General features: G+C 53.7%; 16 protein-coding genes. 10 read left to right on the top strand and 6 right to left on the bottom strand.

Going from position 1 to position 21,129, the window contains the following annotated elements; translation table 11 throughout:
- Positions 1 to 244: 244 nt before the first annotated feature.
- The 3 genes from BITS_RS06950 to BITS_RS06960 form a co-directional block, all read right to left on the bottom strand.
- Positions 245 to 1,222 (bottom strand): ribokinase, encoded by a 978-nt coding sequence (locus BITS_RS06950; protein WP_026641672.1) that lies wholly within the window; start codon positions 1,220 to 1,222, stop codon positions 245 to 247.
- 143 nt (positions 1,223 to 1,365) lie between these two features.
- Entirely contained in the window at positions 1,366 to 2,781 is a 1,416-nt protein-coding gene (locus BITS_RS06955) for an MFS transporter (protein WP_044259645.1), read from the bottom strand.
- 61 nt (positions 2,782 to 2,842) lie between these two features.
- Positions 2,843 to 3,841: a nucleoside hydrolase gene (locus BITS_RS06960; RefSeq protein WP_044259647.1), complete on the bottom strand. Its 999-nt coding sequence runs from the start codon at positions 3,839 to 3,841 to the stop codon at positions 2,843 to 2,845.
- Between the two features lie 464 nt (positions 3,842 to 4,305).
- Here BITS_RS06960 and BITS_RS06965 point away from each other — a divergent pair, with 464 nt between their 5' ends.
- Positions 4,306 to 5,556: an ATP-binding protein gene (locus tag BITS_RS06965; protein ID WP_034533481.1), complete on the top strand. Its 1,251-nt coding sequence runs from the start codon at positions 4,306 to 4,308 to the stop codon at positions 5,554 to 5,556.
- A gap of 66 nt (positions 5,557 to 5,622) precedes the next feature.
- Here BITS_RS06965 and BITS_RS06970 read toward each other — a convergent pair whose 3' ends face one another.
- Complete coding sequence (locus BITS_RS06970) at positions 5,623 to 6,711, bottom strand: LacI family DNA-binding transcriptional regulator (RefSeq protein WP_026641676.1); 1,089 nt, start codon at positions 6,709 to 6,711, stop codon at positions 5,623 to 5,625.
- A 248-nt stretch (positions 6,712 to 6,959) separates the two neighbouring features.
- On the opposite strand from BITS_RS06970, the gene zwf reads away from it, so the two are divergent.
- The 3 genes from zwf (at position 6,960) to pgl (ending at position 10,433) form a co-directional block, all read left to right on the top strand.
- Positions 6,960 to 8,498, top strand: coding sequence for a glucose-6-phosphate dehydrogenase (zwf, locus tag BITS_RS06975; protein WP_026641677.1), 1,539 nt, complete (start codon positions 6,960 to 6,962; stop codon positions 8,496 to 8,498).
- Entirely contained in the window at positions 8,495 to 9,430 is a 936-nt protein-coding gene (locus BITS_RS06980; protein WP_026641678.1) for a glucose-6-phosphate dehydrogenase assembly protein OpcA, read from the top strand. The genes zwf and BITS_RS06980 overlap by 4 nt, the downstream gene beginning before the upstream one ends.
- A gap of 187 nt (positions 9,431 to 9,617) precedes the next feature.
- Positions 9,618 to 10,433, top strand: a complete 816-nt coding sequence (gene pgl, locus BITS_RS06985) for a 6-phosphogluconolactonase (protein WP_034533482.1) — start codon at positions 9,618 to 9,620, stop codon at positions 10,431 to 10,433.
- Positions 10,434 to 10,571: 138 nt separating this feature from the next.
- On the opposite strand, the gene gndA is transcribed toward pgl, so the two are convergent.
- Complete coding sequence (gndA, locus tag BITS_RS06990) at positions 10,572 to 12,026, bottom strand: NADP-dependent phosphogluconate dehydrogenase (RefSeq protein WP_026641680.1); 1,455 nt, start codon at positions 12,024 to 12,026, stop codon at positions 10,572 to 10,574.
- 471 nt (positions 12,027 to 12,497) lie between these two features.
- Between gndA and nrdH the strand changes: the two genes are divergently transcribed.
- The 4 genes from nrdH (at position 12,498) to nrdF (ending at position 16,768) form a co-directional block, all read left to right on the top strand.
- On the top strand, positions 12,498 to 12,773 hold the full coding sequence (nrdH, locus tag BITS_RS06995; protein ID WP_026641681.1) for a glutaredoxin-like protein NrdH: 276 nt from the start codon (positions 12,498 to 12,500) through the stop codon (positions 12,771 to 12,773).
- A complete protein-coding gene (gene nrdI, locus BITS_RS07000; protein ID WP_238556564.1) occupies positions 12,770 to 13,297 on the top strand; it encodes a class Ib ribonucleoside-diphosphate reductase assembly flavoprotein NrdI in 528 nt (175 codons plus the stop codon). The genes nrdH and nrdI overlap by 4 nt, the downstream gene beginning before the upstream one ends.
- 112 nt (positions 13,298 to 13,409) lie before the next feature.
- Positions 13,410 to 15,602 carry a class 1b ribonucleoside-diphosphate reductase subunit alpha gene (nrdE, locus tag BITS_RS07005; protein WP_026641682.1) on the top strand — a complete coding sequence of 731 codons (2,193 nt, stop codon included), beginning with the start codon at positions 13,410 to 13,412 and terminating at the stop codon, positions 15,600 to 15,602.
- Between the two features lie 173 nt (positions 15,603 to 15,775).
- Positions 15,776 to 16,768: a class 1b ribonucleoside-diphosphate reductase subunit beta gene (gene nrdF, locus BITS_RS07010; RefSeq protein WP_081890989.1), complete on the top strand. Its 993-nt coding sequence runs from the start codon at positions 15,776 to 15,778 to the stop codon at positions 16,766 to 16,768.
- A gap of 193 nt (positions 16,769 to 16,961) precedes the next feature.
- Here nrdF and BITS_RS07015 read toward each other — a convergent pair whose 3' ends face one another.
- The gene (locus BITS_RS07015) at positions 16,962 to 18,194 is read right to left on the bottom strand and encodes a putative ABC transporter permease (RefSeq protein WP_081693479.1); all 1,233 of its coding nucleotides are present in this window, start codon (positions 18,192 to 18,194) and stop codon (positions 16,962 to 16,964) included.
- Between the two features lie 404 nt (positions 18,195 to 18,598).
- Here BITS_RS07015 and BITS_RS07020 point away from each other — a divergent pair, with 404 nt between their 5' ends.
- Positions 18,599 to 20,170, top strand: a complete 1,572-nt coding sequence (locus BITS_RS07020) for a beta strand repeat-containing protein (protein WP_229774840.1) — start codon at positions 18,599 to 18,601, stop codon at positions 20,168 to 20,170.
- A gap of 58 nt (positions 20,171 to 20,228) precedes the next feature.
- Positions 20,229 to 20,939 (top strand): hypothetical protein, encoded by a 711-nt coding sequence (locus BITS_RS08760; protein WP_051264305.1) that lies wholly within the window; start codon positions 20,229 to 20,231, stop codon positions 20,937 to 20,939.
- Positions 20,940 to 21,129: the final 190 nt, after the last annotated feature.

Genomic DNA, 21,129 nt, shown 5'->3' on the forward strand with positions numbered 1-21,129 from the left:
GACAAATATGGTGAATGCCTGAAGGTCGGACCTTCAGGCATTCACCATATTCAAGACAACAAGCGATATCCAGCTGAGCCCACGAGGAGTTCAGCCACCGCAGAATTCAACCGCGCATAATCCAATCCGACTCAATCACCATGAATCAGCAATATGAAGCGGGGGATCAACCGATATCATACGGCCAATCCCCCGCTAAAATCATTCCGCAACCACAGCATCAGCCATATCGCCGATCCGCAATTCAGCCTTCAAAGGCCTTTCGAATCTGCGCAGCAGTGCCGTATGAAGCCTGGGCACCATAACCAGCCGCAGCATATGCCGCAACATAAGATGCAAGGCTGGCTGACTCATGCAAGCTCAAACCTGAAGACAGACCAGCAAGCACAGTGCCCATAAAGGCATCGCCGCTTCCTGTGGTATCCACGGCATTGACCTTCACCGGCTGGATACGCTTAACCGGCTCATCAGAGGTCGAGTCAAGGACCATCGAGCCTTCAGCACCCAAGGTGACGATAGCGCGCTCGAAACCATACTTCTGCATGTGTTCCGCCGCCATATGCCAATCAAAAGCATTCCAGTCGCCATCGGAAGGCTCATCGATACCCAGCATCTGTGCCATCTCATGCTCATTGACGAGCAGCACATCAGCAGCTGCCACCAATTCTGGCGGGAGTGAAGGAACGAATGGGGAGTTATTCAGCAACACCGTAATGCCCATCTCATGGCACATCTTGGCGCAAGCAGTCACCGTCTCCATAGGGCTTTCCAAGCACAGCCCCAATACCTTGGATTTGCCCAAGACCTCGCGCATTGACTCAACATATTCAACGCTAACCTGCGCATTGGAACCAGGGGAATACACGATGGTGTTTTCGCCATGCGCATCCACAGTTATCACCGTGGTGCCACTAGGGCCGAGCACGCGTCGGATATGCGAAGTGTCAACACCTGCATTGTCGAGATTATTGATCAGGAAAACCGCATTATCATCGGATCCCACTGCACCGAACATCTGTACATGGGCACCGATTTTCGCAGCAGCCGCAGCCTGGTTGCCGGACTTGCCACCTGGAAGTATCTGCAGAGCTCCACCATTCACCGTTTCACCAGGCCCTGGAAGGCGATCAGTGGTGACAGTGTAGTCAGCATTCATCGATCCCACAACGGAAATGGTGCCGTTAATGCGATCCAATAGGTTCAAAGCGGATTGTTCGCTCATTACTCTTTCCTTTCCAAGGACTGTCGATGACTCAGATCTTCAGCAACTATGCATGTTGAGATGTGCAATGCGCGGGTGACCCAGAAGAATCTGTTTCCAAGCCACCCGAATCGCAGTGCTTGATGAATTGGCGTCAGCACTGATCAGGCTTGGCTGTCTGAATAAATCCTCTTGCGGAATACCAAGAACACAATCAGGCCGAGCAGAATGACCCCGCCACAGATCAGCAATAAATTGGAATATCCTGCAGCTGCACCGGTTGCACCGATCAGGCTTCCGCTTGCATTGCCGGCAGTGCTCATCATGCCGCCGATAACGGAAATACCGATAGAAGCGGTGACATTCATGATCAGATCGTTCATGCCAACACCTCGTCCGGACTCTTCCTTCGGCAAGGTGTCCAGAACAGTGGAGACCACTGGTGAATACATGAGGCCGGTGCCTGCGTAGAACACACATGCCATGAGAGTCAGCGTGAGGAACCCTGCGTTTACTGCAAGAGCCGAGCCCACAAAGCCGATGAGCATAAGGCACCCAGCAGTGATCAAAGCAGTCTGGCGTCCAATCTTGCCGATGATTGCACCCGAGGAAGTACCCACGATTGCAGCCACGACGAATGCCCAAACCAAGTAGTTGGAAACCGTCGAAGTCTCCATGCCATACACGTCACGAGCGATTGCATTGAAAATAGGAGAAATGCAGTAGTTGACGAAGTAGAACACGGCAATCAAGCTGATGGCCATGATCCATCGAGTGTTTTTGAAGAAATCCGGAGTAACAAATGGGTTGCCGGCCTTGTTGATGTAAATGCCGAATACAACGAACAGCACAAATGCAACTCCCAGTAGCCACCAATTGCTGTATGAGAAGAACAAGGTAAGGAATGCAGTTGCCACGCCGAAAATGGCGAAGCCCCAGCCATCAACCTTGTCGCCGCTGCCATTCTGATCTGGCAGATTCTTTAACAGCATCGGCAGGAAGAGGATGGTGACAGAAGGAATAAGGAAGAGGTATTGCCAATGAATGGTGCTCAACCAACCGGCCGCAAACACACCGATGGATGCCGAAAGCTGATAACCGGCCGTAAACAGACCGAAGAATACCACCTTGAGTGAGTTCCTCAGATATTTGGTTGCAACCACCAAATATGCCGAACCTGCCACCTGCTCGCCTGCGGTTTGCAAAACACGTGCAATGATAACAGTCCACAGATTGGAGGAGAAGAAGAAGTTCGCGATAAATCCGAACAGTGAGCCGACCAAAAGCGTCACCAATCCGACAACAACCAGCTTCTTCAGTGAAACGAAATCACCCAACGAACCGTAAATGAAGCAGACGATGCCCAACACGATTCCAGGTAAAGCGGTGATCAATGACGCCTGGCCTGCGGACGCGCCTACATCGGATCCAACTTGTTCAAAAACTAGATTGAATCCTTGTAAACACAAGGTTCCCAAAATAAACGTAATCAACAGGGGGATCAGAGCGCGAATGGCCATCGCATTGGTGGCGGCATCCACATCATCCGATTGAACAGCAGCAGTGTTTTCCTGTGCCATTATTACCTTCCTCTAATGTCGAAGATTGACTTGAATATTGCAGCGCTACTACTGGACGCCTTCACGCTGCCTGGCGTGCCAGATTGGTGATGCGGGTCATGAACTCGTTCAGGAATCGTGGGACGTCAACGCCCGCCGCGACCTTCATGGTCTTGTTCGGATCATTGAGTTTTTCGGGATTGCCTATTGTGCGACCGCGGGTTGCGCCTTCCACATCCACCTGCATATTGATGGCAAGAGTGTTTACAAGCGAAGGATCCACTGCGACACCAGCTGCCAGAGGATCATGCAGACCACAGCCACCCAAATGTGGCGCCGTCGTCTCATATGCCTTGATATAGAAGTCGGTCATATCAGCGAGGAAGGCACCTGCCTTGGTGCCCAGATCACGCCATTGCTGCGTTTCCTTATAGGTGAGCAAGGTTTGCAGAGTAACATCCAAACCGATCATGGTAGCTGGAGCCCCTGAACGGAACAAGATATTGGCAGCGTCAGGATCCTGGGAAATATTGGCTTCGGTCCATGCATTCACATTGCCCGGAACCGTCAATGCACCGCCCATCAAAACGATGCCACCGATCTCATCCTTGATTTCCGGAGCCTTGGCCAAAGCCGCGGCAATATTGGTCATAGGACCGGTAGGAACATAGATCAAATCCTTGCCATAGGTCTTGACCGCATCAATGATGAAATCCACAGCCGATTGCTCTTCTGCTTCGCGGGAGGAGTCAGGAATGTCGACATCACCGATGCCGTTCTTGCCGTGGATAAACGCCGAGATATCAAGCACCTCAAAGGAATCGGTGGTGCTTGAGTGAGACAATCCCTTGTATACCTTCACCTCTGGATGCCCCAGCAAATCGGTGATGGCCAGCGCATTGCGCACGCCTTGTTCAAGCAACACATTGCCATAGGTCCCGGTTATGCCGATAAGCTCCACTTCAGGGCTGCCCAAGGCATAGGAGATGGCAAGTGCATCATCGACGCCCGTGTCAAGGTCAAGGATGAGCTTCTTTTTCACTGTCGTACCTTTCTTCGTTGAGGGCGGTCGATGCCACACCCCTCATCGAATGCGTTGCATCGGCCTGTCGGCACATCCCCGATCCGGCGGCTGGTGCATGGTTACGCCACTCATCAACCGCATAAGATCAGCACCGGCAACTTGGCCCACACGACTCATACGATGAAGTTCGCAAACAACACCGTAGCGGGCACAAGCGTACCTCGATATGCCTCGACTCGATATGATGATAAAACGTTTTACCAAAAGCGTCCAGTAAGCGAGAGACGGCGTGTCGTAGAGGATCGGTAAACGACAGGCGTCCATAAATACACCCAACATAATTGAAAAGGAACAAAGGACCGGCATTAGCATGTTTTATCTCCCTCAAATCAATAGCCCCTTCACCAAGCTTTCGGCTCTGTTTGAAGGTCTGGGATAGGCCTAAACGTGACCATGGCTTTGAATAATAAAACACACAATCGGGATCATTTCACATGATTTGTGGATTATAATACATATTTATGAGCAGCAAAGACGTATTCATTCCGCGTACTCAACTTCTTGCAAAACTTAGCCAGCATAGAGACACCGAGCCCGTAAAAGTTCTTACCGGTGTGCGCCGCTGCGGTAAGTCCACTCTCCTGCAAATGTTTGTACAACAGCTGAAGGATGAGGGAGTCTCGCAGGACAACATTTTTGCTAAAAGGTTTGATTCTTTCGATATTCCACTTGGATACAATGCATCAAATCTGTATGAGGATCTACAAAACGCATTCAAACACGCTAACTCCGCTGAGCCTTTTTACGTATTTCTCGATGAAATCCAAGACGTTGATGGTTGGGAAAGAGTTGTACGGCGGCTGCACACACGCCCGAATACCGATGTGTATATTACCGGCTCCAACTCTCAATTGCTTTCAGGAGATCTCGCCACCTACCTTGCAGGAAGGTATGCGGAGATTCCGGTATTCCCGCTTTCATTCGAAGAATATGCCCACTACCGAAATGCATCCGAGAGCCAAACAACCATTGCACAAGACTTCGCGGATTATATGAGGTATGGCGGCATGCCCGGCTTATATAAACAAGAGATGCCGAGTTTAGATACCGTACGTGAGCAATTAGACGGAATATATGACTCTGTTGTGGTAAAAGATGTTGCCGAACGTAACAACATCCGTGATTTAGGCATGCTCAACACCGTCTGCAAATACCTCTTTTCTACATCAGGCACCCTTTTCTCCACACGAAATGTATCAAATACGCTTACAAGCGCAGGAACCCCTGCCAATGTCAAGACAGTCGACACCTATATACAAGCTCTAGAACGCGCATACATCGTCTATCGAGCAGAACAAGTGGGCATTAGCGGAAAGAAAATACTGAGACCAACTAACAAATACTATCCGGTAGATAACGGTTTCCGAAACCTTGCAAATGGTTTCCGCACCAGTGACCTTGGAGCGCAGCTCGAAGGTATAGTTTTCCTCGAACTCAAACGACGTGGATACACGATAAACGTTGGAAATAACGGAAGCGAAGAAGTTGATTTCGTGGCCGAAAGATCACCAAATCGTGCGTACATTCAAGTGACGTTATCGATGCTGGATGATGCCACAAGAGAACGGGAACTTCGTCCTTTGCAAAAACTCAACGATGCCTTCCCACGAATAGTGCTCACGCTTGATGGATGGAACACCGGCACCGACGAACAAGGGATTCAGATTGCCCCTGTTACCGACTGGCTTTTAGACGAATACCGCATCTTCTAGCAAACACGTCTGCCAATAGGAATAGGTTAATGCGAACCGAATTCCTTACCCTATATCATTGCGGCATTAAAGCCCAACTGCGCCGTCCCCATTGACAAGCACCGGCCGAACTGTGTCACGCACAACCAAAGTCGGCAAAAGAATCTCACTCATAGGTTCGGCCAACCATGGCTTGCTGACGGTCGCAGTATTTTGCCGCGCACTATTAGCATCACCAATACGATCAGCGATAATGCGATAGCACTTCGCGGCCATCGCATCTACGTTCTGATCAACTGCCGTAATCTCCGGCATTACTCCAAATCGGCGGACCACATTGTCATAGCCGACCAAAGAAATATCGTCAGGAACGCTCAGTTTGCGCTCCGAAAGCCGCCCCATAAAGCCCGCTGCCATCAAATCGTTGGCGCAGAACACAGCCGTGGCACCATTATCAATAAGTTGATCGGCTGCCGCATAACCACTCGCGAATCGATAATCGCCTTCAACCAATAAAGAAGGTTCCGCGCTCACTCCCCATTCCGCGAGCGCATCCAAAAAACCTTGCCGCCGCGCATTTGCATTGCCTTCGCCGATATCCCCGCTTACGCAGCCGATACGACGATGACCCGCTTCCAGCAAATGCATGGCCGCAAGATATCCCCCATGCCTGTTGTTAAAGCCAACCCCATCGCACCAATGGCTATCCGCAAGGCGATCGATGAGCACCACGGGGCAATCCAAATGCTGCACATCCTCACGCAAGCCTTCCTCATGGGCAGTCGACTGCCGAGTGGCGATAAGGAAGATGCCGTCAACCCCGCGAGAAGACAGCTTATTCATCAAATTATGTTCTGCAATGCGAGAATCATCGGAGCCGGCAATAATCAACGAATACCCCTCTGCCGAGCACAAATCTTCCAAGGATTTTGCCAAGGCAATAAAGAACAGATTCTCAATATCCGGCACAATAAGCGCAATGAGCTTTGACTCATTCGTCACCAGACTTCGCGCATTCTGATTCGGCACATAGTGCAATTCCCGTGCCGCCTGGAAGATACGCTCACGCGTGGTATCGGCAACACGGGCAGGACGCCCATTGAGTACCAAGGATACCGTGGCGACCGAGACTTCAGCCTGTGCTGCCACATCCTTAATCGTTGCCTTACGAGCCAAACTACACATCCTTTGCATTACGAACTTAACGAGTGTCTTCCCAAGCCTAACGTACGGCAAATCTTCGGCAGCTTTGCCGGGCCTTTCTTGAAACCAATCTAGTCGCCTGGGGCCACCCTGCTTCACACCGTCGCAAACAGCAAGACTACCTGGTGGGTAGCACTCACACTGAGTCTCGACATGTCGTCAACTGTTCACGATACGCGATTTTTTCGTAGCGGATATGCTGACAGCATTACGATAGAAGCATGAATGACTCCATTACCTGGACTAACCCTCTGCGCGACCCGCAGGATTTGCGACTTCCGCGCATTGCCGGCCCTTGCAGTCTGGTTATTTTCGGCGTCACGGGCGATTTGGCGCAGAAGAAATTGCTACCAGCCGTGTATGACCTCGCGAACCGTGGTCTGCTACCTCCGAGCTTCGGTCTGACAGGCTTTGCCCGTCGTGACTGGAGCAACGAGCAGTTTATCGAATTCGTCAAGAAGGCCGTGCAAGAGCATTGCCGCACGCCGTTCCGTGAATCGACTTGGCGCAATCTTGCCGAAGGCATCCGCTTCGTGCAAGGCACCTTCGATGACCCGGCCGCATTCGAGCGGTTGAGCGAAACCGTGCAGGAACTCGACCGCGACCGCGGCACACGCGGCAACCACGCCTTCTATATGTCCGTGCCCCCTCGCGCATTCCCCACCGTTTCCAAGCAGCTCTCCGCTTCCGGCCTATCCCGTTCATCGGAAGGCGCATGGCGCAGGGTCATTATCGAAAAGCCTTTCGGCCACGACTTGGAGAGCGCCAAGGAACTCGACCGCGTGGTCTCCGAGGTCTTCGACCCGAGCTCGGTGTTCCGCATCGACCACTATATCGGCAAGGAAACAGTACAGAACCTGCTGGCCCTTCGCTTTGCCAATTCGATGTACGAGCCGATATGGAATGCCAACTATGTGGATCACGTTCAGATCACCATGGCAGAAGACATAGGCATCGGCGGCCGCGCAGGCTATTACGATGGCATCGGCGCCGCACGCGATGTGATTCAGAACCACTTGCTGCAGTTGATGGCCCTCACTGCAATGGAAGAACCGGTGAGCTTCTCCGCCGCCGACCTGACTGCAGAAAAGACCAAGGTGCTTTCAGCAGTTCGCCTGCCGAAGGACCTCTCCGCCCACACCGCTCGTGGACAGTATGCAGCCGGATGGCAGGGCTCCCACGAAGTGGCAGGTTATCTGGATGAAAAAGGCATCGACCCTTCCAGCACCACAGAAACCTACGCCGCGATTCGCCTTGACGTAGACACCCGCCGTTGGGCTGGCGTCCCCTTCTACCTGCGCACCGGCAAGCGCTTGGGCAAGCGTGTCACGGAAATCGCCGTGGTATTTAAGCGCGCTCCGCATCTGCCTTTCGAAAGCACTGCGGTTCGTGAACTTGGCAATAATTCCATTGTGATTCGCGTGCAGCCTGATGAAGGTGTCACCATGCGATTCGGCGCCAAGGTGCCAGGTGGCTCCGCATTCGAGGTCCGCGATGTTTCGATGGACTTCAGCTATGGCCGTTCTTTCACCGAGAGCTCTCCCGAGGCATATGAACGCTTGATTCTGGACGTTCTGCTCGGCGACCCGCCTCTGTTCCCGACCACAGAAGAGGTCAATCTCAGCTGGAAGATTCTTGACCCTATCGAACAGTACTGGGCCACACTTGGACAGCCCCAGCCTTACCGTTCCGGCACATGGGGACCTGCCGAAGCCGATGAGATGCTGGCTAACGATGGACGCCATTGGAGGATGCCATGATTATCGATATGCCGAATACGCGCACTCGCGATATCTCGCATAAAATCGACGAATTGCACGAGGAACGCGGAGAAGCCGCTATCGGCCGTGTGCTGACGCTTCTCATCGAGACAGATGCAGAAGAGCTCGAGGATGCCTTGGAAGTGGCCAACGCCGCAAGCCGCGAACATCCTTGCCGCGTTATCGCCGTCGTTCCGGATCACAATCCGGATCTCAAAGCCTGCGAAGATGATTCAAATCTGAATGCACAGGTGCGTTTCGGCGCAGACGCAGGGGCCGGCGAAATCATCATTCTGTATCCGCGCAACGGATTGATTGAGCATCCTGACACCCTGGTCATGCCCTTGCTGGTCGCCGATACTCCGATTGTCGCTTGGTGGCCCACCAATCCTCCGGCGAATCCCGCACAGGATCCGCTCGGAGCGATGGCCGGCAGCCGTATCACCGATGCGATGCGTTCCAATAACCCGGAGGCCACCGTCGAACGTCTGCGCCGCCACTGGTCACCTGAGGATGTGGATCTCTCATGGACCCGCGTGACAGTATGGCGCGCAATGCTTGCATCCTTGCTTGATCAACCACCGCATCTGCCGATTACCGAAGTGAAGGTGAGCGGACCGGCGGACTTCTTGCCTTCGGAACTCCTGTTGGCTTGGTTGCGCCTGAAGTTGGGCGTGCCGGTGAAATACGAGGTTGTCGAGGATGCCGAAGCCGTCACCGGTGTGTATTTCACCCGAGAGGACGGCGTGGTTTCGCTGGAGCGTCCACATGAGGATCATGCGGTTATCAGCTTCCCGGGGCAAACCCCTCAGCCGATTTCCGTTCCTATCCGCACACTCGAAGACTGCTTGAGTGAGGAATTGCGACGCATTGATCTCGATCAGGTGTATGCCGATGTCATCAACACCGGCTGGGATCTCACCCACGCCTGATATCCGAGATGCATAAACCCATGAATAAGCCGTTTCGCCATGTATTACTAGCGAAACGGCTTATTCATATCGCTCGTTGGCGTGCCATGCATTCGAATACGACCGTGCAAACGCTCATCGTTGAGCACGCTCAGGAATAGCCTGAAAACAGAACAATATTCATTCAAACACTGTGAAGGAGTCCACTATGAAACCGCATGTATTCGTTTATCCAGACAAAGGAACCGTTGCCCAAGCAGGAGCGCAACGCACTTTGCTCGCCGTTGCAGAGGATCTCAATGAGCGCGATGCGCATGGCCGCCGCATTCGCGAACGTGTCAACGTGATTCTGACCGGCGGTTCGGACAGCATTCTTTCCCTGAAATTGATGGCCAATAACCCACTCGTGGATAGCATTGACTGGAAGAGAGTCCATTTCTGGTGGGGTGATGAACGATTCGTCCCAGCAGATAGCGATGACCGAAATAGCCTGCAAGCACGCCGTGCACTCCTTGATGATCTGGTAGCCAAGGGCGACCTACCCGAAACCAATATTCACGAGATGGCACCGGATACCCGCTCTGCAGACGCAATCGCTTCAGCAAGCGACGCAGAAAATGACGCGGCATTGGATTCCGCAGCACGAGCATACGAAGAAGAGCTTGTACAGGAGCTCGGAGAGTCCCCGATTTTCGATCTCGCGGTTATGGGCATGGGACCAGACGGACACTATGCCTCACTCTTCCCTGGTCACCATGAGATTACCATTACCGACAGGTTGGCCGTCGGCGTGAATCACTCCCCCAAGATGCCTCCTCTGCGCGTATCACTCACCGCTCCACTCTTGGCACAGGCGCGACGCACCTGGTTCCTTACTGCTGGAGAAGGCAAGGCGAATGCACTGGCTCATGTGCTGGAAAAGCCGAATAATGTGGATTATCCTTCTTCCTTCGCCAATGGCACTGAAGAGTATCATTGGATTGTCACCGAGGACGCACTCCCTGAACCTGACGACAAGGCATAACACAGAGATCCCTGACTGGACCGTCATCCATCCACTTACCAAACGAGGTGCCGCATTGGATACGGCACCTCGCTGTTATGAACAATGGTCTTTATTCCGATACCCGTGCGGTTCCGGAATGAAGACCTTTGCTATGCATCAGTCCTGCTTGATCTCAGGGCGACCCTCGGCAGCCCACAGCGTGTGGAACACACCAGGCTCATCAACGCGCTGATAGGTGTGCGCACCGAAGAGATCGCGCTGACCTTGGATCAAGGCTGCAGGCAGACGATCAGAGCGCAGGCCGTCGTAATAGGACAGGGAGCTGGAGAATGCCGGAACAGGAATGCCGTTCTCGGCAGCACGAGCGACCACACGACGCCATGCCGACTGGGCAGAAGCAATCGCGTCCTTGAAGTACCGAGCAAACAGCAGTGAAATATTGGCCTCACCGGATTCGAATGCATCAGAGACGCGGTTGAGGAACTTTGCGCGGATGATGCAGCCGCCACGCCAAATGCGAGCGACGGCAGCCTGATCGATATTCCAGCCATATTCCTTCGCTCCGGCATTGATCTCATCGAATCCTTGCGCATAGGCCACGATCTTGGAGGCATAGAGTGCCTGACGGATGTCCTCAATGAAGGCCTCGCGCTCAGACTGAGCCAATTCAATGCGCTGCTCGGGACCTGCCAGCTCTTGCTTGGCAGCCTCTTCGCGCTGTTCCGCTTGGCTGGACAATCCGCGGGCGAATACTGCTTCGGAAATGCCGGTAACCGGCACTGCCAACGATAATGCTGTCTGCACGGTCCAGGTTCCGGTGCCCTTCATGCCTGCATGGTCGACGATCACGTCGACAAGCGGCTTGCCGGTCTTTGCATCCTGCTGACGCAGCACTTCAGAGGTGATCTCGATCAGATAGGAGTTCAGCTCGCCTTCATTCCACTTGGCGAATACATTGCCGATTTCGCCGGCGCTCATGCCCAGACCACGACGCATAAGGTCATAGCTCTCAGCAATCAACTGCATGTCGGCGTATTCAATGCCGTTATGCACCATCTTGACGAAATGTCCGGCGCCATCAGTGCCGATATGGGTGACGCAGGGCTCACCTTCAGCCAGAGCCGCAATGGATTCAAGAATCGGGCCAAGAGTCTTCCAAGACTCCTCGGTGCCGCCAGGCATCATGGAAGGGCCATTCAAAGCGCCCTCTTCGCCACCGGAAACACCGCAACCAACGAAGTGCAGACCGCGTGCGCGGATTTCCTTCTCGCGACGAATGGTGTCCGGGAAGTAGGCATTGCCGCCATCGACAATGATATCGCCCGGCTCCATGGCATTCGCCAATTCCTCGATAACGGCATCCGTTGGAGCACCGGCCTTGACCATGATGATGGCCGTGCGTGGCTTGCTCAATGATGCGACGAATTCTTCCACAGTGTGAGCAGGCACGAACTTGCCTTCGTCTCCGTGCTCGTTCATAAGCGTTTCTGTGCGATCATAGTGGCGGTTGTACACCGCAACGGTATTGCCGTGATGCGCCAGATTACGTGCCAGATTCGAGCCCATGGCCGCCAACCCGACCACACCGATATTTGCTTGCGCTTCAGCCATTGCTTTGCCTTTCGATTCGACCGTTGCCACCTGAAGTGGCACACTGTTCACGTATTTCAGTCTAACGCTCAACCCCAACGGATTGCAGTAATTTACCCCCATATCCTATGCCAATAGCGTATCTGTCACCCACATCACGATATGCCCCGTTTCCAAATACCCGACCCACGGCAGCGCAACAACCACACCGCCACTGCCCACAAGTGAACTGCGTCACATTCGCCCACCACGATATGTAGTGACGTTTCGCATGCGAATTCCGGGCCGCACACCCCCGGACAGCTCCTCAAAGCATTGATAAATCAAGGGGTTGTCGGGCGTGTTTCCCAGCAACCATCCAGCATCAATAAATCACTAGATATAGTGGTCAATATGCCGACACGCCCCCATAATCGGTGTTCTCATTAGGCACCCCATCATGTACTGTGGCAATTCGACAACAAACAACACCTATGTAATTCGGAGGCCACGATGACTGTTACCGTGTTTACCAAACCCCGCTGCCCGCAGTGCGAAGCAACCAAGCGCCAGCTCACCAAGCAGGGTATTGCATTCGACATCGTGGATCTCGTTGAGAACCCCTCCACACTTGAACAACTTCAGGAAGCCGGGTTCCGCCAGGCTCCGGTCGTCATCACACCTGATTCATCATGGACCGGATACCGTCCCGACCTCATCAAGCAGCTCGCACAGCAGAATGCCGCAGCCGAGGTCACCGCAGAGCAAGCGCAGCAGGTGCTGGCGTGAGTGCGCCGGAATTCGCTGCAACAGAACCAACCATCGGCGCGATAGTCTATTTCTCCTCCGCATCTGAAAACACAGCCCGCTTCGTCGCCAACTGCCGCCTTCAGGACGAGGGAATCAACGTATATCGCATTCCTCTGAGAGCCAACGAGCCTCCGCTGTCAGTGCGCGAACCATATGTGATTATGGTCCCCACATACGGAGGCGGCAATCCCAAAAAAGCCGTGCCGATCCAAGTCAAAAAGTTCCTCAACGATCCCGATAACCGCTCGTATATTCGCGGTGTCATCGCGTCAGGGAACACCAATTTCGGAGAGGCATTCTGCATGGCCGGCGACATCGTTGCGGCGAAATGCGAAGTGCCGTTCCTGTATTATTTCGAACTGATGGGCACCAAAGAAGACGTGCAAAAGGTTCGAGTTGGTGTCGTCGATTTCTTCAAGAAGAGCAACAGCCAGGTTGCCCCGGAACGCCGTGACGAAGCACAGGGCGCAGCGACGCCTGAAGCCACGGTCAGCAATAACTAACGACAACTGACTTTCCTGTGAATTCAACGAATAGCGCAATAGCGTCTCATGAGGGCGTTATTGCGCACTCAGTTAAGGCCACCAGTCCGAAGAGAAGGAATATTAGCAAGCAATGGATATCACCAATAACACCGAGCTGTCGCTGGACAACACCTCCGCAGACGACTCCGCATATGATCCGGCGCATGATTATCATGCGCTGAACGCCATGCTGAATCTGTATGACGCGGACGGCAAGATCCAATTCGACAAGGACAAGGCCGCCGAACGCGAGTATGTCAACGGACATGTCAAGAACAACACCTTGCATTTCAATTCCACTCGCGAGCGCTTGGATTATCTGCTGGATAAGCAGTATTACAACCCTGCTGTCTTTTCGCAGTATTCCCCAGAGTTCCTCGATAGCTTCTATGAGCATGTGGAATCCTTGGGCTTTGAATTCGACACCTTCCTCGGCGCTTTCAAGTTCTACACCTCATACGCGCTGAAAACCTTCGACGGCAAGCAGTATCTGGAAGACTTCCCTCAGCGCAGCGCCGCCGTGGCCCTTGAGCTGGCAGCAGGCGACGAGCAGCAAGCCCTGACCTATGCCGATGAGATTATTTCAGGACGTTTCCAGCCCGCGACCCCCACCTTCCTCAACCTGGGCAAGGCACAGCGCGGCGAACCTGTAAGCTGCTTCTTGGTTCGCATCGAAGACAATATGGAATCCATCTCCCGCGGTATCAACGCGGCTCTGCAGCTCTCGAAGCGAGGCGGCGGCGTGGCTTTGCTGCTGAGTAACCTGCGCGAATTGGGTGCTCCTATCAAGCATATTGAAAACCAGTCAAGCGGCATCGTCCCCGTGATGAAGCTGCTCGAGGATTCTTTCTCATATGCCAACCAATTGGGTGCGCGTCAAGGCGCAGGCGCCGTGTATCTGAATGCCCATCACCCTGACATCATGCGATTCTTGGACACCAAGCGCGAGAATGCCGACGAGAAGATCCGCATCAAGTCGCTGGCTCTGGGCGTGGTCATCCCCGATATCACCTTTGAATTGGCCAAGTCCAAAAAGCCTATGGCCTTGTTCAGCCCTTATGATGTCGAGCGTGTCTATGGCAAGCCATTTGCAGACATCTCCGTGACCGAACACTATGACGAGATGGTTGCCGATGACCGCATTCGCAAGACCTATATCGATGCGCGCGAATTCTTCATGACCATCGCCGAGATTCAGTTCGAATCCGGATATCCCTACATCCTCTTCGAAGACACCGTGAACCGAGCCAACCCAATCGAGGGCCGCATCACCATGTCCAATTTGTGCTCTGAAATCCTGCAGGTGCAGGAGCCAAGTGCCTTGAACGAGGATCTGACCTATGCCCATGTGGGTCGTGACATCTCCTGCAACCTTGGTTCGCTGAATATCGCCAAGGCCATGGATGGCGGACTTGCAGGAAGCGTCTCCACGGCAATCCGCGCTCTCACATCCGTCTCGGATCACACCAGCATGGACAGCGTTCCTTCTATCCGTCGCGGCAATGACGAAGGCCACGCCATCGGCCTGGGGCAGATGAATCTCCACGGCTTCCTCGCACGCGAAGGCATGCAATACGGCTCAGAAGAGGCCCTGGACTTCACGGATATGTATTTCATGACCGTGGCATTCCATGCCTACAAGACCTCTCATGCCATTGCAGCCGAACGCGGCAAGGCTTTTGCCAGCTTCAAAACGAGCGCCTACGCCAAGCCGGCAGGACAAGGCAACTACTTCGACAAGTACACCGATGGCAGCAGGTCCTTGGAGCCACGCACTCAGTTCGTGCGCGATCTCTTTGAGCGTTTCGGCATCGCCATTCCTACGGTTGCCGATTGGGAGGCATTGCGCGACGGCATCCTGCGCGACGGCATCTACAACCAGAATCTGCAAGCTGTTCCTCCGACTGGTTCGATCTCGTATATCAACCACTCCACGAGCTCGATCCACCCGATCGCTTCCAAAATCGAAATCCGCAAAGAGGGCAAGATCGGCCGCGTGTACTACCCGGCGCCATATATGACCAACGACAACTTGGAATATTTCAAGGATGCATACGAAATCGGATGGAAGGCTATCGTCGACACCTACGCCGAAGCAACCCAGCATGTGGATCAAGGCTTGTCTTTGACGCTGTTCTTCCCCGATACCGTCACCACTCGTGATCTGAACAAGGCTCAGATCTATGCATGGCGCAAGGGAATCAAGACCCTGTATTACATCCGCATCCGCCAGCAGGCGCTTGAAGGCACCGAAGTGCAGGGCTGCGTATCCTGCATGCTCTAAGCCTTCGGTCCTGCAAACTCAATGAAGTGCACCGCCTCTCAGGTTTTGTTAACCCTTTGGTGGCGCATTTCATTGAGGAACACGACATCGATTGGATATCTGACTGGCCACAACCGGACAGGTGTCCAGAAGCAATACCATCCACATCTCACGCCTCATGAAAGGATACTGGCATGCCACCGATTTCCATTCCACGCCAACCACTGAAACTCATTGACCGTGTTACCGCAATCAACTGGAACCGCCTCGAAGACGAAAAGGATCTCGAGGTCTGGGACCGTCTCACCGGAAACTTCTGGTTGCCTGAAAAGGTGCCGGTTTCCAACGACATTCCCACTTGGCAGAAGATGAGCGAAGAAGAGCACACCCTGACCATGCGCGTGTTCACCGGCCTGACCCTGCTGGACACCATTCAGGGAACGGTCGGCGCTGTATCCCTGATCCCTGATGCGCTCACCCCCCATGAGGAAGCCGTGTACACCAACATTTCATTCATGGAATCAGTGCATGCCAAGAGCTATTCCAGTATCTTCTCCACGCTGTGCTCCACCAAGGAAATCGACGCAGCCTTCGCATGGAGCGAGGAAAACGAGTACTTGCAGAAGAAGGCGAAGATCGTTCTCGATTACTACGAAGGCGATAGCCGCTCAAGCGCAAGGTGGCTTCCACCCTGCTCGAATCCTTCCTCTTCTACAGCGGATTCTACCTGCCTATGTATTTTCTCCAGCCACGCCAAGCTGACGAATACCGCAGACGTGATCCGCCTTATCATCCGCGATGAGGCCGTGCACGGCTATTACATCGGCTACAAGTACCAGAAGGGCTTGGCCATGGTTTCTGAGGCCGAACGCGACGAGATGCAGGACTACACCTACGATCTGCTCAACGAGCTCTACGACAACGAGGTGAACTACACCGAAAGCCTTTATGCCGGTGTCGGCCTGGTTGAGGATGTGGAAAAGTTCCTGCGCTACAACGGCAACAAGGCTTTGATGAATTTGGGCTACCCTGCACTCTTCCCAGCGGAAATATGCGATGTGAATCCTGCAATCATCGCATCGCTGAGCCCCAATGCAGACGAAAACCACGACTTCTTCTCTGGCTCGGGTTCTTCCTACGTCATGGGCAAGGCAGTCGAAACCGACGATGACGATTGGGATTTCTAATCCGATTCGGTTCTTCGACTGGTTTCAGCACTAGCGAGAAAAAGCAAGGTAATGGCGAAGGCCTTATGCTTGATTGGCGTTGAACCAACCAAGCATAAGGCCTTTGCCATGCGCAGCCACCGCGCGGGCCCCGATCCCGATCCACTCAGCACATCGCAAAACCGCCCACAATGACGTGGGAATACCTCAGCCGTCAGAACGGCCAACGCCCGTCATTGTTGGTGAAATAGAAACGCTTGGCATCCTCATCGATACGCCCTGTCTTGCCGGGATCAATATGCATGGTTTGGAATCGCTCTTGCATATATTCATCATCAAAATGCCGTTCAAAGAACTGAGCCACCGGAGTATTTTGCGGACCGCCTGACATCCTGTCATACCAGCTATTGAGAGCCATCAAGGTCATTCCAGCATTCACCAGCATCGCCACCAAACAAATCACAGTCAATGTGTATCGACGCTTCCAAGGAATGCGCTGGATCAGCGCGAGCAGATGAGGCAGCGCGAACTTGACCCAAGCCACGCCCAATACTCCCCAAAACACCATGTATTTGCCGGAAGTGCGGCCGTCAATGGACAGCCACTGCCCCGTGTAATCCCATGCGGTGATACCAAAAGTCACTTCCATAATCCAACTGACCGCGAATTCGAAAGCACCTCCGATAACCGCGCTGGCACAGAACACCAAAACGATATTCATGCGCCAAAGCCTATTGAGGCACACTGTCAAAATAACCGCGCCAAAGCCGTAAATCGGCGAGAACGGCCCCCATAGCAGTCCTGCCCGTTCCTGGTATTCACCGAATATCGCGAAGTGATACACCGTTTCGATAAGCAGTCCGACTACGCTGCCCACCATGAACAACCAGAAGAGATTGAAGAAATCCAGAGCGATATAGCCTTTGCCACTCATATCTCTGCCGAGCATGCCTTGTGAAAGCGCTGTCTCATACTGGTCGCGATCCTCCATGCGACGCAGCGTGTGTTGAAGTCGACGCTCCTCAAGCAGACCCGGATCAAGCGAAACGGACAATGCCACGAGGATGCATAATTTGACGCTTGTCGCGATGAGATTGCTTCCCAAGCCCTGCAAAGCCAGTGATAGCAACCACTCAATGATGGTCAGCGGAATAAGCGCGTATGCCCATCTCGCTGCGTGTTTTCTTCGACTGCGCAATAAGGAAACACCCAGCACCATCATGCACACCATATTGATCAGGAGCACAACCACTTGCGCACAAGACAATATGAACGCCAGACTTATGGCATCCACCACCATGCCCTGTTTCATGCCTTCGTGAATTGCATATATGGTATACAAAACCATTGCAGGTAAGGTGATGATGCCGCTGAGCAGGGTCAGCAATCCATACACTCGGGTAACTAGCGGCAAGCGCCGTTCCTGCGCCGTTGACTCGTTCTCCATGGCAACCTTACCTTCCCCGCTTCAAGCCCACTTCAACGCTATCATGCCCGAGCGCACGGTGTCCTTCGACTTGCAATGCTTAGGTCCAGCGTCACATTTGAGACGCATCCCTTTCAGGAAACTTCCAAGAATCATCAAGTATGCCTTGGGCAACACCGAAGTCAATCTTGTGGGCGACACCAGCTCCAACACGGGTTACTGCAGTTAACTACTACCTAACGGAGCAAACCAGCACCGACAGAAGATGGAGCGAGACCGTGGCAAAACAACAAGTTTTGACAAGAGTCCTGCACCGATGCGACCAGCCCACCAGGTTTCAGCCGCAACCCTGACCGACACCCCAATGCCGCTCACGACAGTGAACGGCCTACCCATCTGTCACATCACTCCATAGGAAAGGATGTATGATGACCAGCCATAATGCTCGCCCCAAAGCCAAGGCATCAGGGCGTTCAACCATGAGCCGTACCATGGCGTTTACTGCAGCGGCTTCGCTTATCGTCGGCCTCGGAACCGGAACCGTCGCATCCTTGGTTATGCGAAGCGGAACGTCATCCGCCGCGGCGACCATGATTAACGCAGGCACAAGCGGCGGCGCTAATACCATGTCCTACGACTATTCAGGCACTTACAATGCCGCACTCACCGCCGATGGGGAGAGCGTCACTTCCGATTCGGAAACCACCACGGCAACTGATAGCGATCAGAATGCATCATTGGCAACCAATGGCGGCACACTGGCCATAACCAATGGCACTTTGGAGAAATCCGGCAATAGCGACAACGCCGACAACAACAACTTCTACGGTACAAACTCCGTATTGCTTGCAGTGGGCGATGGCTCAAAGGCCACCATTTCCGACAGCAGCATCAATGCGACCAGCTCGGGATCAAACGGCATATTCTCCACTGATTCCGCAACCGTCTATGCCAATAACACTTCCATCACGACAAGTGCAGACAATTCACGCGGACTGGACGCCACCTATTCCGGCACGATTATCGGCAATAATCTGACCATCTCCACCCAAGGAGACCACAGCGCCGCAATAGCCACCGATCGCGGCGGCGGCTCGGTATCAGTGACGAATTCGAAGCTGAGCACCGCCGGCTCCGGATCCCCTCTGCTCTATTCAACCGGAGACGTTCAGGTATCGGGCGTAACCGGTACCGCAACCGGCGCGCAAATCGCCGGCATGGAAGGCATGAATACCATCCTGATCAATGATTCGACGTTGGAAAGCACGAATACCAGCACAACGGGTTCTGACCCAATCGCCAACGGCATCATCATTTATCAGTCCACTTCCGGAGACGCGGAATCCTCCACGGGTGAGCATGCCACCTTCCAAGCCAAGGACTCCACACTGAAATCGGACATAACCTCCGGCTCGATGTTCTACTTCACCAATACTTCGGCGAATGTGGTGCTGCAGAACACCACACTGGATTTCGATTCGGATGCGGCTTCGCTCATTACCGCAGCTGGCAACGATTCGAATAACTGGGGCCAATCCGGTTCCAACGGCGCCACGGTGAACTTCACTGGCCGCAACCAGACGCTGAATGGCGATATCGACGTGGACACCATATCCTCAGTGACCTTGAACCTGTTGGAAGGTTCCACCTGGACCGGTTCGGCAACGATTACCGAAAACTCAGCCGGTTCCACTGTCGATGAGCCTTTGACCATCAATGTGGACGGAACCTCGACTTGGACCGTCACCAAGGACACCACAGTTTCCAATATGAATGTGGCTGAAGGAGGCAAGGTCATGGATTCCTCCGGACGCACCGTCACCATCGTGGCCAATGGCAAGACCGTGGTTCAAGGCGATAGCGATATCACCGTGACGGTGACCGGCAGCTATGGCACAACAGTTACGGCCGACGACGAAACGCAGCTTTCCAAGGATCTCATCAACCGCAGCGATTTCGACAGCACCTTCGGCACCACGACCACTTGGTCCCTATAAACGTACCTCTGCGTAAACAACCAATACTCCCAAATAAGCACATCAATAAGGAGATATCATGACCGACAACACCAACCCCAACACCACCGCCAACAGCAGTGGCAATGGAGACACCGTCAACGAGACCGAGCGCACGGAAATCTTGAACACCACCGATACTCAGGCAACCCAGACTCTGCCGGAAACGCCTGCGCAAAGCCAATCACAGTCCAATAACGGAAATTGGTATTGGAACGCAAACGCCAATTCTGCCGCCAATTCAACATCGCAGAACACGCAGTCATCGGCCGGACAGTACCAGAATTCTCCGTATGCTTCGGCGAATACCGCGGCCGGCACTGGTCAATCGTATGACGGACGTTTTGCTTCTTCGACGGCACCCGCCTACGGTTATGGCGCACAGGCGCAACACACCGGCGCTGCGACGACCACAGCTCCCGCTCCCAACAAGCTCACCGGCAAAATGATCGGCATCCTGATCGCAATCACCCTGGTATGCGGCGCGGTCGGAGGCGTTGCCGGCGGAGCCATAGTCGGCGCTTTCACCAAGCAATCAGGACCTGATATGTCACAGATGGGAGGCATGAGCCAGATGGGCGGCGATTCCAGCTCCGGCGGCATGGGTCAGCCACCGAGCGGCAACGGCGGTCCAGGCTCAAGCGACTCATCCAACTATGGCAGTGGATCGGATAGTTCCTCCGGTTCATCTTCAAGCGGTTCATCTTCGAACTCCTCGTCCACCTCCAGCCCAACTGATGCTAGCTTCTGATTGCAGACGCAGGCCGATAAGGAACCGTCGTCCTTGACTTACAGCCGCCCTACACACGGGGCGGCTTTTTCTTTGCCCATTCTCCATTCACTCGCCCATCCCCCAACCGCTCGCCCATCCTCGAAACAATATGATCTTGGGCCTACAGGACTGATCTTGAATGCGGCCGAAGGATTCTTCATCACCACAA

It is taken from the genome of Bifidobacterium tsurumiense, assembly GCF_000741765.1.
GTDB lineage: Bacteria > Actinomycetota > Actinomycetes > Actinomycetales > Bifidobacteriaceae > Bifidobacterium > Bifidobacterium tsurumiense.